A 15,802-nucleotide genomic window follows, 5' to 3' on the forward strand; every position below is an offset into this window, starting at 1 on the left:
CGCAATATTCGCTGAGCACAGCACTGACCGGGCACAGCGAATCCCCGCGGGTGCGTTCCGGGTGGGAGCGCATCCCGCGGGGATTTCGCGTGAAAGATTAGATGAGGCGGGTCATCCAGCCGTGGCGGTCCTCAACGGTACCCAGCTGAATACCGACGAGCTCCTCGCGCAGGCTCTTGGAAATCTCACCGAAGTGCTCGGTGGGTGCCGGAATCTCAAAATCCTCGGCCTTGAGCTTGCCGATGGGGGCAATCACTGCTGCGGTACCGCAGGCGAAAATTTCGGTAATGTCGCCGTTGGCCACGCCCTCGCGCCACTCGTTGAGGGTGATGGCGCGCTCCTCCACGGTCATGCCGCGGTCCTTGGCCAGCTGAATCAGCGAGGAGCGGGTCACGCCCTCCAGGATGGTGCCGGTCAGCTCGGGGGTGACGATCTTGTTTTCCTTGCCGAAGATGAAGAACACGTTCATGCCGCCGAGCTCTTCGATGGCGTCGCCGCGGTGCGGATCCTTGAAGATCACCTGCTTGCAGCCGTGCTTTTCACCCTCGGTCTGGGCGATCATGGAGGCCGCGTAGTTACCGCCGCACTTGGCTGCGCCGGTGCCGCCCTCGCCCGCGCGGGCGTAGGTGGTGGAGAGCCAAATGTCCACGGGCTCGGGAGTGCCGAAGTAGTTACCTGCGGGCGAGCCAATCACGTGGTACTGCACGTGGCGGGCCGGGCGAACGCCCAGGAATGCCTCGGTTGCGATCATGAAGGGGCGGAAGTAGAAGGCCTCGCCGTCACCGGTGGGGACCCACGATTCGTCCGCCTTAATCAGCTGGCGCAGGGACTCGATGAAGGTCTCGGCGGGCAGCTGCGGCAGGGAGAGGCGGTGCGCGGAGTTCGCGAAGCGGGCGGCGTTCTTTTCGGGGCGGAAGGTCCACACGGAGCCGTCGGCGTGACGGTAGCCCTTAATGCCCTCGAAGATTTCCTGACCGTAGTGGAAGACGGATGCTGCGGGGTCCAGAACGAGCGGGCCGTAGGGGTGGACTCGGGCGTCGTACCAGGTGCCGCCGGTCTTGTAGTCACCCTCCCAGTCGATGGTGACCATGTGGTCGGTGAAGTAGTCGCCGAAGCCGGGGTTCTTGAGGATTTCTTCGCGGCGTTCGGCGGAGGCGGGTGACTGGTTTGCTTCGTGGCTGAATTCGATGGCCATCGTTCTGCGTTCCTCTTCGTCTAATGCATCATTCTGCGTTCTTCGAGTTCGGTCGCTCTCGCACGGTGGGAGCGGCCGGGGCTGCCTGCGGCCGCTGATGCGCCGGGGTGTGTGCGGTGGGCGCGGTGCCGAGGCAGGTGGTGCATCCGTGGGGACGGTTCGTGCTTTCGAGCAGCGTGGATGCATCAAGGTACGCGGTGGAGGGTATCCACCGCCGAGGAGGTCGGGCGGGTGTGCTCGACTGTTTTAGAGTACCGGAAAGATGCTTTTGCCGCATGTGCACCTTTTACCCCATTCAGGATGTGAACAGGTGGGTTTCGCAGGTCAGGTTCGGCGGGCGGGTTTAAACCTAGCGGCAGTGGATACCTCTCCCCCGCCCGCACAGATATATGTAGCCACGAGCGTGGGCAGACGAGCGCGGGGCAGGCACAGGTAAAGCCCGGAAGGTGCGTTCCTTCCGGGCTTCACTAGCGTAGTTCACGTTTTAGCCGAGCCAGTTTTAGCCGGGCAAGTATTAACCGAGGCGTGCGAGCACGTCCGCGCCAACCCGATCGGTGCCACGCACAGTGGCGCCGTTCTCGCGCATGTCCGCCTCGACGGCGTCCTCGATGCGGGCCGCGGCGGCATCGTAGCCGAGGTGGCGCAGCAGCATCGCGCCGGCGAGGATTGCGGCGGTGGGGTTGGCCTTGTTCTGGCGGGCGATGTCCGGTGCCGAGCCGTGTACGGGCTCGAACATGGAGGGGAACTCGCCGACGGCGTTAATGTTGCCGCTGGCGGCGTAGCCAATACCGCCGGTGACCGCGCCGGCCAGGTCGGTGATGATGTCGCCGAAAAGGTTATCGGTCACGATCACGTCGAAGCGTGCGGGGTCGGTGACCATGAAGATGGTGGTCGCGTCAATGTGCAGGTAGTCGGTCTCAACCTCGGGGAATTCAGCCGCGATTTCGGCGAAGTAGCGGTTGTAGAGGCGACCTGCGTGGGTGAGCACGTTGGTCTTGTGCACGAGGGTGACCTTCTTGCGGCGGGTGGAGGCCAGCTCGAAGGCGTAGCGCACCAGGCGCTCCACGCCGTGCGCGGTGTTGAGGGAGACTTCGGTGGCGATTTCGTGCGGGGTGCCCTGGCGAATCACGCCGCCGTTGCCGATGTAGGGGCCTTCGGTACCTTCACGCACAACGACGAAGTCAATGTTGCCGGGGTTAGCAAGCGGGGAGACTGCGCCGGGGTACAGACGGGAGGGGCGCAGGTTGATGTAGTGGTCGAAGGCGAAGCGCAACTTCAGGAGCATTTCGCGTTCGATGAGGCCGGAGGGAATCTTGCCGCTGCGCGGGTCGGCACCGATGGCACCGAAGAGAATCGCGTCGTGCTTCTTGAGGGATTCCATGGTGGACTCGGGCAGGGTCTCACCGGTTTCGAGCCAGTGCTCGGCGCCGAGCTTGTACTGGGCGGGGTTGACGGTGATGTTTTCGAGCTCGCAGGCGCGGGTGAGGATGCGCTGGGCTTCGGTAATGATTTCGGGGCCGATGCCGTCGCCGGGGATGACGGCGAGGTCGATGCTACGTGCTTCAGTCATGCCTCTACCGTAATACGCGCTCGGGGGCGGGCGGTAGGGTGCGCGGGCGGGTTCTCAGAGTCTGGGCCGTCGGAGTCCGGGTCGTTCCGGGCGGGTGGGAAGACCCGCAGTGTGGCTAACAGGAGGGTTAAAACACTTTTCCCCGGCTGAATCATCAGCCGGGGAAAAGAGATGGTATTTCTACCCCGAGTGGGGTCGAGTACCTAAAACGTTACCGCTAATTATGCGGTGCGCTGGCAGAGGGTAACCTTCACGTAGCCGTTACCACGGGTGCTACGAGCGGTCGGAGCGTTGCCTGCGGAGGTAATGGTACCGCCGGAAACACCGGGAGCAACGTAGGAGCCACCTGCGCCGCCGCCGCCGCCGAGCTGGCCGAAGGAGACGTTCTGGCGGATACCGCTGGGGTTGTTGTTCCACTTCTGGGTCAGAACGATTGCGGAGGAGGAGCTGGAAGCACCGGAGCCACCGCCACCGTAGCCTGCGCCACCACCTGCGGAGATGACCGACTCGTAGCCGTTGAAGTTGAAGCCGATGGACTTGTACTCAAGAGCGTAACCGGTACCGTTGTGGGTACCCTCTTCCTTCTTGGTGCGATCGTTGTTGTCGATCAGGTAGGAGTAGGATGCTACACCGTCGCCACCGTTACCCTTGAAGCCAGAGCCACCCTGGTTACCGGACTTGGAGGACTGGTAAATCTCCTGGTTGTTGGTGGAGTAGAAGCCCAGAACGCCGTTCGGGGACTTGCCGGTGTGCAGAGCGGTCTTGGAACCACCGTTACCACCGATACCGTTTGCGCCACCTTCACCGGCTTCAACGGTTTCGCGGATAGAGCTGTCAGCGTCGTAGATACCGAAGCCTTCAAGACCTGCAGAACCCGATGCACCGTCAGCGGAACCACCGGTGGAACCGAAGATGATGTTGCCGTTGCGCTTTGCGCCGGAAGGCCACTGCCAAGAAGCGGTCACTGCGCCAGGCTCCATGTAGTCGGGGTTGTTGTTAGCGCCACCGTTGTTGATGAAGCCAGCGCCACCGCCGCCACCTGCAACAGCAACGGGGGTGCCGTCGATGACCAGAGCGGAGGAGCCACCACCGGAAGCGGAGTAGGTAATACGCTTCAGGGGGGAGCTAGCGGGCCAAATAGTGTTGACCTGCTGCATGATGCTGGAGGGGACGGGGTTGGGCAGGCTGGAGGAACCGCCGTTACCGTAGCCCTCACCACCCTCAGCTGCAGTCAGGGGGCCGTTACCGATACCACCGGCTGCACCGATGAGCTGAACGGTCTGGCCGGGCTTGACCTCGATGATACCGGCGATCTTAGCACCGGAACCTGCTGCCATATCGTCGTAGTTGGTACCACCGGCACCGCCGACGACCTCGAACTTAATCTTGTCGACTCGCTCGGGAACGGTGAAGGAGGTGGTGCTCTTAGCACCTGCGGAGGTGCCCTCAACGCTGTAAGCAGCGGAGGAAGCCCACTCGCACTCGGTGGAGGAAGCAAAAGCCGGAACAACGGCAGAAGCCGCGACAACCGGAGCAGCCCATGCTGCGCCCGCAACAACCTTGCGGCGAGAAATGTTAGTAGACATATATGTCCTTCGAGAGTGATGTCATTTGAGGAATAAGAGTTATCACCCATCGTCGTGCACGGTGACAATTCACCAAAGCGATTGAGCGAGTGAAGCCGGACAGTATTCCGACCCCGGATGATAACAACATAATGCTGTACCGTTCCGCGTGGGAGCGTCCCACAAGGGGCCTTGGTGCGCCCGATGGGCTCAACCTTCTACACGCCGGGTGACGATACAGGTAAAACTATACCCACCAAATCCAACCCCCGCAATGGTTTTCAATAGAGCCCTGATGAGGGGTTATAACAAAAACCCTCCGTTAAGATTGAAGGTTTTTCAACCCAAATAGGTTACTTAAGAAAGTTTTTAGTGATATACACCTAAATTCAAACCCCATATAACCCCAAACCCTCAAGCGGTGATTGAGAGAAAAATCTGATTTAATGTGGCGAAGCTCATAAATAATCCTGTATTTCAGCGTGTCGCGCACACAGAATCACACACAGACAAAGATATACCCACACACACTATGTGCACGTCAGCGCATTTTGTGGGCCTCCTATACCCGCCGTACTCCCCTCACCCCATCGTTACACTGGACATATGCCCCTCAAGCACACAAAACCCCAGCAGAACCCACAGCACAGCACGGCGGCCGACGAACCCGGCAACTCGGTAACTCGTCACCGCACCCCGCGCGGCGACCTGCCCGCTGACGCCATCACCGCCTCCAGCCGCGTACAAACCTACCTCAGAGACAAACGCGGCTGGATGAACTTCATCGTCGTCGCGCACATGCAGTTCTTCTGCTGCGTACTCTCCGTTGCCTTCATCAACGGCTACGGCTGGATCCCGGTCATCTCCGCGCTCTGCAGCACCACCGCGCTCTACTTCCGCTACCGCTTCCCCTACGGCAGTATCTACGTGGTCATCGCGGCGCTCTGTCTCACCCTCGTGACCCCCTTCCCTGACTCACTCGTCATCACCTGCTACCCGCCGGTCAGCCTCGCCGCCTACCACACCGGCAGGCACTGGACCCGCCGCGCCCGCTTCCGCGCCCTCATTCTCGGCTGGGTCGGCGCACTCGCCGTCACCGTGCAGGCCTCGCTCTCGTTCCTCTACCACTGGGACGACATACCCGCCCGCATCTTCATCTGCCTGATGCTCGGCGTGCTCTGCGGATCCATCTTCACCGTCTTCTGGTTCCTCGGCGACTCCCGCCGCATGCGCGAACTGCGCAGCGAAGAGTTCAAAGAACGCGCCCGCCGCCTCGAATACGAGCAGGAACAGGAACGCCGCCTCGCCGCGCAGGATGAACGCACCCGCATCGCCCGTGAAATGCACGATATCGTGGCGCACTCGCTCTCCAGCATTATTTCTCAAGCAGACGGGGCACGCTACGCCGCCGCGAGCGCCCGCACCGCCCGCGCCCAGCAAACACAACAGGCGCAGCAGGCAGAGCAACAGACCGAACAGGCAGAGCAGCCGGGTCAAGCTCAGCAGGGCACGCCGGATATTGCGGAGCAAACCCTCGAACTCATCGCAGACACCGCACGCGACTCCCTCACGCAGATGCGTTCCCTCCTCGGGCTACTCCGCACCGACGAGGCGACCACCTACGCACCCGTGCCCACCCTCAGCGACGTGCCCGCCCTCGTGGAGCAGAGCCGCCGCGCCGGGCTGCCCGTCACCTTCACCGGAATCACTGGCACCATGGCACGCACCCTACCGCAGGGCGCCGAACTTGCGGCGTACCGAACCGTGCAGGAAGCGCTCACCAACGCCCTCAAGCACTCCCCCGGCGCGGCAACCACCGTCACCATTCACTGGGGTAAGGACGGCCTGCAGTTGCGGGTTCAGAACGGTCCGGTTTCCTCTGCCGCGGCTCAGCACATCGCCCGACCTGTACCCGGTAGCGGTAACGGTCTGCGCGGCATGAGCGAGCGCATCGCCCTCTACCATGGCTCCCTCACCTACGGTCTGCAGCCTGACGGCGGCTGGCTCGTTGAGGCGGCGCTGCCCTACCGCGACCTCTAATACCCGTGCCCTCTACTACCTCGTAATCTAGGATTGAAACTATGTACTCTTCTGCACCACAGATTTCTGCACCACAGACCACCCAGCCGATCCGCGTGATGCTCGTTGACGACCAGCGCCTAGTGCGCGGCGGCTTGAGCATGCTCGTCAACTCCCAGCCGGACCTGCAGGTCGTCATGGAAGCTGATGACGGCCTGGCGGCTATTGACGTTTTTGACCGCATGGTCTCTGAGGGACAGGCGCCGCAGGTCATCCTCATGGATGTGCGCATGCCGCACTGCGACGGCCTGGAGGCGGCGCGCCGTATTCTGGAGCGTGACGGCGAGCGTGAGGTGTCCGAGGAGGAGCGGGTGCGCATTATCATGCTCACGACTTTCGATATTGATGAGTACGTATATTCGGCGGTGCGTGCGGGTGCGAGCGGTTTCTTGTTGAAGGACACCCCGCCGGAGCAGCTGCTGGAGGCGATTCGTACGGTGCACCGCGGCGATGCGGTGATTGCGCCGTCTGCGACTCGCCGCCTGCTGGAGCAGATGATTCCGGTGCTGGACTCCCCCGCTCCTGTTGTTCCTGCCGCTCCTGCTGCTCCTGCCGCTGAGTCTGTTCCTGTTACTCCCTCGGCTGCTGGTTCTAAGCTTCCTAAGGCGACGTTTATTCCGGCTGAGCATGCAAGCTTTGAGCCTGTGCAGGATTATCCGCATCGTGAGTTGATTGAGCAGTTGTCGCCGCGTGAGTTTGAGGTGCTGGGTTTGATTGCGCGCGGCTTGTCGAATGCGGAGATTACGCGGGAGCTGGTGCTTTCGGAGGCGACGGTGAAGACGCATGTGTCGCATGTGTTGGCGAAGTTGGGTGCGCGTGATCGTGTGCAGGCGGTCATTATGGCGTATGAGGCGGGTATCGCCCACTAGCGCTCCCTTATATAAGGACACAGTGAAGCCCCGGCGGGCGCCTCCTGCTTGAGGCACCCTCCGGGGCTCTTTAGTTAAGTAGTTTCTTCTATCTCGTCGATGATTCGTTCAAAGTCGCTCATCAGCTCAGGCAACTTATTCCGGGCGACGTCCCATAGGACAGCAAAATCAACGCTCACATAGCTATGAGAAATGATGTTACGAATAGCAATGAGGTACTGCCATTCAGCCCGTTCATACCGTTCATAATCTTCTGGGTATTTTGAACGAATTCTATTGAGGGTTTCGCCAATAATCTGAAAGCGCATGCAGAGCGCGTCCTGGACTACCCCGTTTGAATCGTCTATCAGGTCTTCATATCGCTCAGGCGTAAAAGCGTAGATACGCTGAGCTGACTCAAGAATCAGAGAGAAGTCATCAAGCGAGCTTTTCATAGCGGCAGATCCACCATGTCCGGTTCTGCTTCCGCATAGATGCGGGGGCGCAGCCGGGTGACCATATCAACGCTGCGGCCGGTCAGCTGTTCAATGCGGTGCTGAGCATCCACCATCTGCATGAACTCGTCAAAAGGGGCTACGCCCGGCATCTGCACCAGAAAATCTAGGTCGCTGGTTTCGGTCAGCTCACCGCGGGCGGCACTGCCAAAGAGTCGGGCACGGCGCACACCAGCGTCACGGAGAATCTGAAGGACCTCCGCTTCATGGGGTAGCGTGTACCCGCGACGCAGATTGGGGTGGCTAGTGCTCATACACCCATCATACGCGCAAAGCCATGCTACAGGTCAGCTCCAAGAATCTGAGAGCACAAGCACAGCAGAATAAAGAGCACGGCAAACTAGAGGACACAGTGAAGCCCCGGCGGGCGCCTCCATGATTGGGGCACCCACCGGGGCGTTACTTTCTCACGCCGAGTATCCGGGCTTGCCGGGTACTGTGACTATGCCGGGTTAGCCGCGCATACCCTCAACCGGAGACATGCGAGCCGAACGAGCCGCCGGCAGAGCCGAAGCGAGCATCGCGGCGAGCACACCCACAACGAGGATGACCACGTACCAGACGTACGGCAGGTCAAGCACGAGCGGGGCGGAAGCGCTCATGGAAGACATAATAATCTGTGCCGAGAGGCTACCAATCACCGCACCGGAAACCATACCGAGCACCACTGCGGCGAGCGTAATCAGAATCGCCTCAATGGAAATCATGCGGCGCAGCTGCTTGCGGGACAGGCCCAGCGAGCGGAGCATCGCGTTCTCACGGCGGCGTTCGTTGACCGACAGGGTCATCGTGTTCGCCACACCAATGATGGAGATAACCACTGCGAGCATGAGCATCACCAGGGTGAAGGTCAGCATAACGGTCAGCAGCTGGTCGTAGGTCTGACGTTCCTGCAGACCACCGGTGAAGGAGCTGTCCGGGCTGGCTCGGTTCAGGTCAGCCTGCAGGGTCGCGTTCTCGCTACTGGTCAGCGGGGATGCCGCGCGCACCAGAACGACGGTGTCGTTACCGGTTGCCTGGCTGGTAACGGTCAGATGTGCCGCCTTCGTCTGAGCTTCCTTGTCACCGCTCGCGATTGCTTCTTCCATGCGCTTCTGAGCTTCCTCAGCGGCGGGGTTGGCAACCTTCTGCGGGTTCTTGGCGTCCTGCAGCTTGGCGGCGGTGGCAGGGTTGACAATCAGCAGATTCTGCTTGGTTGCGGACTTGACGGGCTTGAGTTTCACTTCGCCGAGCGGGCCGTGTGCCTTCAGACGGCTGGACTCATTCAAGCCTGCGGACTTCCAGAGGCCCTGCGGCACGAGCACGGTGTCATCGGCAAGGTTCGAGTTTTCGCCCGGCAGGATTGCCTTCAAATCGGAGGAGCTCAGCGCCACCAGGTCGGAATTCTGGTTGGCGGTCTGTCCCTCGTACTCGACGGTGTAGTCAACCACACCGGCTGCGTAACCGACGGCGGATGCCTGAACGTTCTTAATACCCTTGACCTTGGAGGCGATTTCCTCCGCCTTGGTCACGGTGGAGGCAGCCTCGGACTGGTCATACGAGCTGTACTTTGCCTGCGCAGAAATCGGGTACTGCTGATCCAGGGCCTTGGTCAGCGAGGCGCTCAGCACCGAGTAACCGGTCAGCACAGTCGACACGACCAGGGTACCCACCAGCACGGCACGACCGGTGGAGACGGTGCGCTTGGGCGAACGCAGCGCGTTGGCGAGCGCCAGCTTGCCGGTCTGGGTGCGGGTGACCGTGCCGAGGGCACGTACCAGCGGCGGCAGCACCAGCGGGGTGATGAGGAAGACTGCAATACCGAGTAGCAGTGCGGCCCCCATCATGAGGAGAATGGCCTTATTGCCGGCACCCTCACCGGAACCCTGGTTCTGAGCCAGCATAACCAAGCCGATACCTGCGGCACCGAAGACCAGACCCAGGATCGGGCCGACCTTGCCGGGCTTGCGCACCTCAAGGTTGGTGTGCTCGCTCATCGCGCTAATGGGCGAGATGCGCAGAGCGCTTCGTGCCGGGGAGAGCGACGCCAGAACCGTCACGATGGTGCAGATCAGGGTACTGATAATCACCGGGGTGATTGAGTACGAAATCATGATGGTGGTGAGGTTTGCACCAACCAGCGCGCCAACCGGGTAGGTCAACAGCGCACCGATGAGGGAGAACACCACGCCCACGGTAATGGATTCGATGAGTAGCATCCGTACGAGGGAGCCGCCGCGGGCGCCGAGGGTGCGCAGCAGAGCCAGCTCACGGATGCGCTGGCCGACCAGCACCGCGAAGGTGTTGGAGATGACGAAGGAGGAAACCAGTAGTGCCAGCGCTGCGAAGGCGCCCAGAACCACGCTAATGGAGGTGAAGACCGTGGAGATAGTCTTCTGGTAGTCCTCCAGCAGCTTCTGACCGGTCATGACGCGCGGGTCGTTCTTGGTGTCACCGCTGCTGAGGGTATCCTGCAGGCTCTTGAGCTTGGCGTCGGTTACGCCGTCCTTGAACTTGAGGTAGATGAGGTTCGCGCCAGCCATGTTCCGGTAGCCTGCCGCGGAGCTCTTGTTTTCTGTCTCGGCTGCTTTCAGGGTGGCTTCGCCGAGGCTGGTGCCGCCAATGAAGACAGCCTGATTGGTGGTGGAGCCTTCAAAACCGGGGTCGAACAGGCCGACGACGGTGTATTCGGCGGTCTTATCAGTACCGGGGGCGCTGACGGATTCCACAACGTCGGTACTGGTGACCTTGCCGTTCAGCGAGAGGTTGTGCTTCTTCGCGAAGTAGGTAGAGACCATGATTTCGTGGTCGCTACTGGGGATTTTGCCCTGCACTTTGTACGGGAAGAGACTCGAGTCGGCGGGCAGCTGGTCGTACTGCACCTGGGTTGCCTGGTCGCCGGTGCCGAGCTTACCCGTGACAGCGTACTGTACCCAGTAGCCGGAGAGCAGGTCGCTCTTTTCTACTTTCTGAATCTGGTCACGAGTCAGGTAGATAGAGGTGCTGTCTCTACCGTCGGAGGTTGTAGCGGCGGAGGCGACAACCGCCTCGGCGCGGGAGAGCACGTCACCGACGGAGGAGTTGACGGTCGCCTGCAGCGAGTTGGTGAGCATCATAATGGCCGCGATGAAGAAGGATGAAATCGCGATGCCTATACCCGTGAGGACGTATTTTCCTTTGGAGGCGCGCAGGTTGGAGCGCGCCACCGTGTTCAGTGTGGTTGCCACGGCTTATCGACCTTCCAGCTGTGCCATTGCGCCGAGGACGGCGTCGTAGGTGGGTTCGATCATTTCGCCGGCGACCATGCCGTCCTTGATGAAGACCACGCGGTCTGCGTAGGAGGCGGCGTTTGCGTCGTGGGTGACCATGAGGATGGTCTGTGCGTGGTCGGTTGCGGCGGCACGCAGCAGGCGCAGCACCTCGGCGCCGGAGTTGGAGTCGAGGTTACCGGTCGGTTCGTCGGCGAAGACCACTTCGGGGCGTGCAAGCAGGGCGCGCACGATGGCGACGCGCTGCTGCTGACCGCCGGAGAGCTGTTCGGGGCGGTGGTCGAGGCGGGTTTCCAGGCCGAGGGTCTTGACCAGGTAGTCGCGCCACTGCTGGTCCGGCTTCTTACCGGCGAGACCCAGAGGCAGGTCAATGTTCTGGCCCGCGGTGAGGGTGGGCACCAGATTGAACGCCTGGAAAATGAAGCCGATGTGCTCGCGGCGGAATTCGGTGAGGGCGTTGTCCTTCAGACCGAAGAGCTCGGTACCGCCAATACGAATCGAGGTTGCCGGGTTCGGGTCGGGGGTGTCCAGGGTTGCGATGGTCTGCATCAGCGTGGACTTACCCGAGCCGGAGGGACCCATAATGGCGGTGAACTTGCCCTGTTCAAAGTCGACGGAGACGTTGTTGAGAGCGTGGACGGTGGCTTCACCCATGCCGTAGGTTTTGGAGAGGTTTCGTGCGGAGACGGCGGGCTGTGCCGTCTGTGCGTGAGGAGTTGTCGTAGTCATGGTTCAATTATTTCACGCAATGTGGCGCTGACTACTGGGTTTTTCTCATCCTCGAGGCTGATTTTGGCGGGTGTTCACCGGGCCTTGACCTGCGGGCGCAGGGTTTCCCGGTGCCTCCGCGGTATGAGCTGAACGCGAGGCTGCCGGAACGGGGTACCGACCTCATCCTTAAGTATGAGCGGCGACCAAACCAGCGTTCCGTCTCTACCCTGCGCCCGTACCTCTCCATACGCGCGTACACGAAAAGCCCCCGGCTCTTCCCCACTGGGGTAAGGATGCCGAGGGCTTTCTCACGCTATCCGTTACGGCGCTATCTCACGCGCCAGCCGCTATTACTCAAGCAACCGTTACGCCTTGGGTGCCTCGTAGCGCGGGAACACCGGTGCGGGTGCGGGCAGCTCGGTGCCGGGCACGAGCGCGGTGCCGAGGGCCGCGAACTGGCGAGACTCGCCCTCGGGCACGCCGAGCAGGGTCAGCAGCTTGGCGGTCGAGTCGGGCATGACGGGCTGCAGCAGCAGGGCGACCTGGCGCACGACCTCGAGGGTCACGTACAGCACGGTGTTCATCCGCTCAAGCTCGCCGTTCTTGCGCAGGGTCCAGGGTTCCTGCTCAGCGAAGTAGGCGTTGGTGTCTGCGAGCACGGTCCAGATGCGCTCGAGGGCGCGGTGGAATGCCTGCTCGTCGAAGTCGGCGCGAACCGGCTCGTAGAGGGCAGCCGCCTCGTCGAGGATCTTGCGGTCGGCCTCGGTGAATTCGCCGTGCTCAGGCACAGCGCCGCCGCAGTTCTTGGCGACCATGGACAGCGAACGCTGGGCGAGGTTGCCGAGGTTGTTGGCCAGGTCGGAGTTAATGCGGTTGATGATGGACTCTTCGGAGTAGGAGCCGTCCTGACCGAAGGAAACCTCGCGCATGAGGAAGAAGCGTACGGCGTCCAGGCCGAACGCGTTGACAAGGTTTGCGGGGTCGACAACGTTACCGACGGACTTGGACATCTTCTCGCCGTTAACGAGCAGGAAGCCGTGGCCGAAGACGCGCTTGGGCAGTTCGATTCCGGCGGACCACAGGAATGCGGGCCAGTAGATGGAGTGGAATCGGGTGATGTCCTTACCGATGAGGTGCAGGTCGGCGGGCCAGTACTTGGTGAACAGCTCGTTCTCGGTGTCGGGGTAGCCGAGGCCGGTCAGGTAGTTGGTGAGAGCGTCGACCCACACGTACATGACGTGCTTGTCGTTGCCGGGTACGGGTACGCCCCAGTCGAAGGTGGTGCGGGAGATGGACAGGTCGTTGAGGCCGCCCTTGACGAAGGAGATCAGCTCGTTGCGGCGGGATTCGGGGTAGACGTAGCCTTCGTTGGCGTAGAGTTCGAGGAGCTTGTCGCCGTACTTGGAGAGGCGGAAGAAGTAGGATTCTTCTTCGGTCCACTCGACCTCGGTGCCGGTTGCGATGGCGTAGCGCTGGCCGTCGCGGACCTCGGTTTCGTCTTCTGCGTAGTAGGCTTCGTCGCGGACGGAGTACCAGCCGGCGTACTTGCCGAGGTAGATGTCACCGTTCTCTTCCATGCGCTTCCAGATGGCCTGGGATGCGACGTAGTGGTCGGGGTCGGTGGTGCGGATGAAGCGGTCGTAGCTGATGTTCAGGGCGTCGTTCATGGCCTTGAAGCGTGCGGAGTTCTCGTCGGCGAGTTCCTTGGCGGTTTTGCCGAGCTTCTCTGCGGTGGTCTGCATCTTCTGGCCGTGCTCGTCGGTGCCGGTCATGAAGCGTACGTCGAAGCCGTCGAGGCGCTTGAAGCGGGCCAGCACGTCGGCGGCGATGGTTTCGTAGGCGTGGCCGATGTGCGGGTTGCCATTGGGGTAGGAGATGGCGGTGGTGATGTAGAACGGAGTTGCAGTCATAACTTTCAGTTTACCGCAGTCTTAGGCTAGGCTCTCACCGGGGTTACACTCTGATACGCGGCGGCTCATTGCGTGTGGGTGGAGGCTAGCACGCAACAGGCTAAACCGCGACAGCCCTCCCCCGCCCCAGTTCGCTAGGCACGGGGCGCACACAAAACCACCGCGAATCTACCGCAACCCCGGCGGGATTAGCTCGAGGTTCGGAACCCTCCTCGCTCCTACAGGGGCACCCGCCCTCGCTCCGCTTCGGGCACCCTGATGTCGCTACGGAGGCCACCGAAACCTCCACGCACCCGCCGGGAACCTTTGGGGTGCAGCTACGTTTTCCGGAAGCGCCCTCAGGGTGTCACACGGACGCTCTCCGCAGCGAAGCAAGGAGGAGCGGAGCGTCCGGGTGACGGGTGCCCCTGCGTAGGCGCGGAGGAAACATGTAGCGCACCCCGTAATCTTGGGAGACGCGAGGTACCCACCCGCCCCACCCCTGTAGGAACGAGGGCGAATACCGTCTTCCAAGCATCGAACCCCAGAGCAAGGGGAAATATCTATACCCCAAGCTTCTCCAGTCTTTTTCGCGGGAACGCAAAAATCCCGCCGATTCCGAAGAATCAGCGGGATCTTTCTTTGAAGTGCGCCCCCTGGGACTCGAACCCAGAACCCATTGATTAAGAGTCAATTGCTCTGCCAATTGAGCTAGAGGCGCTTATTCTGTTTTTGCAGGTTTCCCTTGCAACAAGAAAATACTATACGCGCTTTCCGTCCCACCCGCAACCCAATGAAGTATGAACTACATCACATATAATGCTGGGGGGTCATGGGGCTCTCGTTAGACAGAAATCCGGCGCCCCGCCCCTCCCCCACACGGGAGGAGAGGCGCGACGCCGGATTCTCAGAAAGCTATAGCTTGGCTACCGCTTAGCGAGCGACCGAACCCTCGGTGTAGTCGTCGTCAACGGAGTTCCATGCGAAGAGCTTACGCAGCTTGCGGCCGGTAGCCTCGATGGGGTGTGCCTCGCCCTTGGCGCGCAGTTCCTTGAACTCGGGTGCGCCGGCTGCCTGGTCGTCCATGAAGCGCTTTGCGAAGCTGCCGTTCTGGATGTCTGCCAGGACAGCCTTCATGTTCTCCTTGACCTGGGGGGAGATCACGCGGGGGCCGGAGACGTAGTCGCCGTACTCTGCGGTGTCGGAGATGGACCAGCGCTGCTTGGCGATGCCGCCCTCAATCATCAGGTCGACGATGAGCTTCATCTCGTGCAGAACCTCGAAGTAAGCAATCTCGGGCTGGTAACCAGCCTCGGTCAGAACCTCGAAGCCGTACTGAACCAGCTGAGAGGTGGAGCCGCAGAGAACTGCCTGCTCGCCGAACAGGTCGGACTCGGTCTCTTCGGTGAAGGTGGTCTTGATGACGCCTGCACGGGTTGCACCCAGTGCCTTAGCGTAGGACAGAGCCAGTGCGAGTGCCTCGCCGGATGCGTCCTTCTCGACTGCAACCAGGGCGGGAACGCCGCGGCCAGCCTCGAACTCGCGGCGCACGATGTGGCCGGGGCCCTTGGGGGCAACCATGGCAACGTCGACGCCCTCGGGAACGGTGATGTAGCCGAAGCGGATGTTGAAGCCGTGTGCGAAGAACAGTGCGTCACCGGGCTTCAGGTTCGGCTCGATGCTCTCTGCGTAGACCTTTGCCTGGACCTGGTCCGGGGTCAGGATCATGATGACGTCAGCTTCTGCTGCTGCCTCTGCGACGGTTGCAACGCGGAGGCCCTCTGCCTCAGCCTTGGCGCGGGACTTGGAGCCCTCGGGCAGGCCAACAATGACCTTCACGCCGGAATCGCGCAGGTTCAGTGCGTGTGCGTGACCCTGAGAGCCGTAACCGATAACTGCTACGGTGCGGCCCTGAATCACAGAGAGGTCTGCGTCGTCGTTGTAGAAAATGGTTGCTGCCATTTTTCTTCTCCTAAGTACTTTATGATATGCGGCCCAGGCTGGGCTCAACATTCACTATTTTACTTGAAAGCTGTTTAGTTTCGGGTTCTCGAGAGTACTTCTCAGCATCTGAAGCATCCGGAAGGTTCGCGAACCCTATAGAGCCGGGTACCGCATCGCCGCCGGTTTCCCGGCTGAAGCGATGCGATACCCGATCTGTTCCCCGCGTGTGCGGGGTTGT

11 protein-coding genes and 1 tRNA gene are annotated in these 15,802 nt (G+C 61.3%); 2 read left to right on the top strand and 10 right to left on the bottom strand.

All coding sequences use genetic code 11. The features are described from left to right. Positions 1–97: 97 nt before the first annotated feature. The 3 genes from ADJ95_RS05055 to ADJ95_RS05065 form a co-directional block, all read right to left on the bottom strand. Positions 98–1,195, bottom strand: coding sequence for a branched-chain amino acid aminotransferase (locus tag ADJ95_RS05055; RefSeq protein WP_049333207.1), 1,098 nt, complete (start codon positions 1,193–1,195; stop codon positions 98–100). Between the two features lie 514 nt (positions 1,196–1,709). Beyond that, a complete protein-coding gene (locus tag ADJ95_RS05060) occupies positions 1,710–2,765 on the bottom strand; it encodes a 3-isopropylmalate dehydrogenase (RefSeq protein ID WP_049333209.1) in 1,056 nt (351 codons plus the stop codon). A 221-nt stretch (positions 2,766–2,986) separates the two neighbouring features. Further along, the gene (locus ADJ95_RS05065; RefSeq protein WP_049333211.1) at positions 2,987–4,351 is read right to left on the bottom strand and encodes a hypothetical protein; all 1,365 of its coding nucleotides are present in this window, start codon (positions 4,349–4,351) and stop codon (positions 2,987–2,989) included. Between the two features lie 585 nt (positions 4,352–4,936). Here ADJ95_RS05065 and ADJ95_RS05070 point away from each other — a divergent pair. Continuing rightward, complete coding sequence (locus ADJ95_RS05070; protein WP_152691706.1) at positions 4,937–6,370, top strand: histidine kinase; 1,434 nt, start codon at positions 4,937–4,939, stop codon at positions 6,368–6,370. A gap of 41 nt (positions 6,371–6,411) precedes the next feature. Beyond that, complete coding sequence (locus ADJ95_RS05075; protein ID WP_049333213.1) at positions 6,412–7,278, top strand: response regulator; 867 nt, start codon at positions 6,412–6,414, stop codon at positions 7,276–7,278. 74 nt (positions 7,279–7,352) lie between these two features. Here the strand turns inward: ADJ95_RS05075 and ADJ95_RS05080 are convergent, their stop codons facing one another. The 7 genes from ADJ95_RS05080 to ilvC form a co-directional block, all read right to left on the bottom strand. Then, the gene (locus ADJ95_RS05080) at positions 7,353–7,712 is read right to left on the bottom strand and encodes a DUF86 domain-containing protein (RefSeq protein WP_049333215.1); all 360 of its coding nucleotides are present in this window, start codon (positions 7,710–7,712) and stop codon (positions 7,353–7,355) included. Further along, a complete protein-coding gene (locus ADJ95_RS05085; RefSeq protein ID WP_049333217.1) occupies positions 7,709–8,026 on the bottom strand; it encodes a nucleotidyltransferase family protein in 318 nt (105 codons plus the stop codon). Before ADJ95_RS05085 ends, ADJ95_RS05080 begins: the two co-directional genes overlap by 4 nt. Before the next feature lie 198 nt (positions 8,027–8,224). Beyond that, positions 8,225–10,978 (bottom strand): ABC transporter permease, encoded by a 2,754-nt coding sequence (locus ADJ95_RS05090; protein WP_049333219.1) that lies wholly within the window; start codon positions 10,976–10,978, stop codon positions 8,225–8,227. 3 nt (positions 10,979–10,981) lie between these two features. Continuing rightward, complete coding sequence (locus ADJ95_RS05095; RefSeq protein ID WP_049333221.1) at positions 10,982–11,749, bottom strand: ABC transporter ATP-binding protein; 768 nt, start codon at positions 11,747–11,749, stop codon at positions 10,982–10,984. Positions 11,750–12,096: 347 nt separating this feature from the next. Then, positions 12,097–13,641, bottom strand: a complete 1,545-nt coding sequence (metG, locus tag ADJ95_RS05100; protein ID WP_049333222.1) for a methionine--tRNA ligase — start codon at positions 13,639–13,641, stop codon at positions 12,097–12,099. 627 nt (positions 13,642–14,268) lie between these two features. Further along, a tRNA-Lys gene (locus ADJ95_RS05105) sits at positions 14,269–14,341 on the bottom strand. Positions 14,342–14,553: 212 nt separating this feature from the next. Further along, positions 14,554–15,582, bottom strand: coding sequence for a ketol-acid reductoisomerase (ilvC, locus tag ADJ95_RS05110; protein ID WP_049333223.1), 1,029 nt, complete (start codon positions 15,580–15,582; stop codon positions 14,554–14,556). Positions 15,583–15,802 lie beyond the last annotated feature (220 nt).

This window comes from Rothia mucilaginosa (genome assembly GCF_001061665.1).
GTDB lineage: Bacteria > Actinomycetota > Actinomycetes > Actinomycetales > Micrococcaceae > Rothia > Rothia mucilaginosa_A.

Coding starts and splice junctions, on each gene's coding strand:
- ADJ95_RS05055 (WP_049333207.1), bottom strand. CDS start 1,195: ATGGCCATCGAATTCAGCCACGAAGCAAACCAGTCACCCGCCTCCGCC.
- ADJ95_RS05060 (WP_049333209.1), bottom strand. CDS start 2,765: ATGACTGAAGCACGTAGCATCGACCTCGCCGTCATCCCCGGCGACGGC.
- ADJ95_RS05065 (WP_049333211.1), bottom strand. CDS start 4,351: ATGTCTACTAACATTTCTCGCCGCAAGGTTGTTGCGGGCGCAGCATGG.
- ADJ95_RS05070 (WP_152691706.1), top strand. CDS start 4,937: ATGCCCCTCAAGCACACAAAACCCCAGCAGAACCCACAGCACAGCACG.
- ADJ95_RS05075 (WP_049333213.1), top strand. CDS start 6,412: ATGTACTCTTCTGCACCACAGATTTCTGCACCACAGACCACCCAGCCG.
- ADJ95_RS05080 (WP_049333215.1), bottom strand. CDS start 7,712: ATGAAAAGCTCGCTTGATGACTTCTCTCTGATTCTTGAGTCAGCTCAG.
- ADJ95_RS05085 (WP_049333217.1), bottom strand. CDS start 8,026: ATGAGCACTAGCCACCCCAATCTGCGTCGCGGGTACACGCTACCCCAT.
- ADJ95_RS05095 (WP_049333221.1), bottom strand. CDS start 11,749: ATGACTACGACAACTCCTCACGCACAGACGGCACAGCCCGCCGTCTCC.
- metG (WP_049333222.1), bottom strand. CDS start 13,641: ATGACTGCAACTCCGTTCTACATCACCACCGCCATCTCCTACCCCAAT.
- ilvC (WP_049333223.1), bottom strand. CDS start 15,582: ATGGCAGCAACCATTTTCTACAACGACGACGCAGACCTCTCTGTGATT.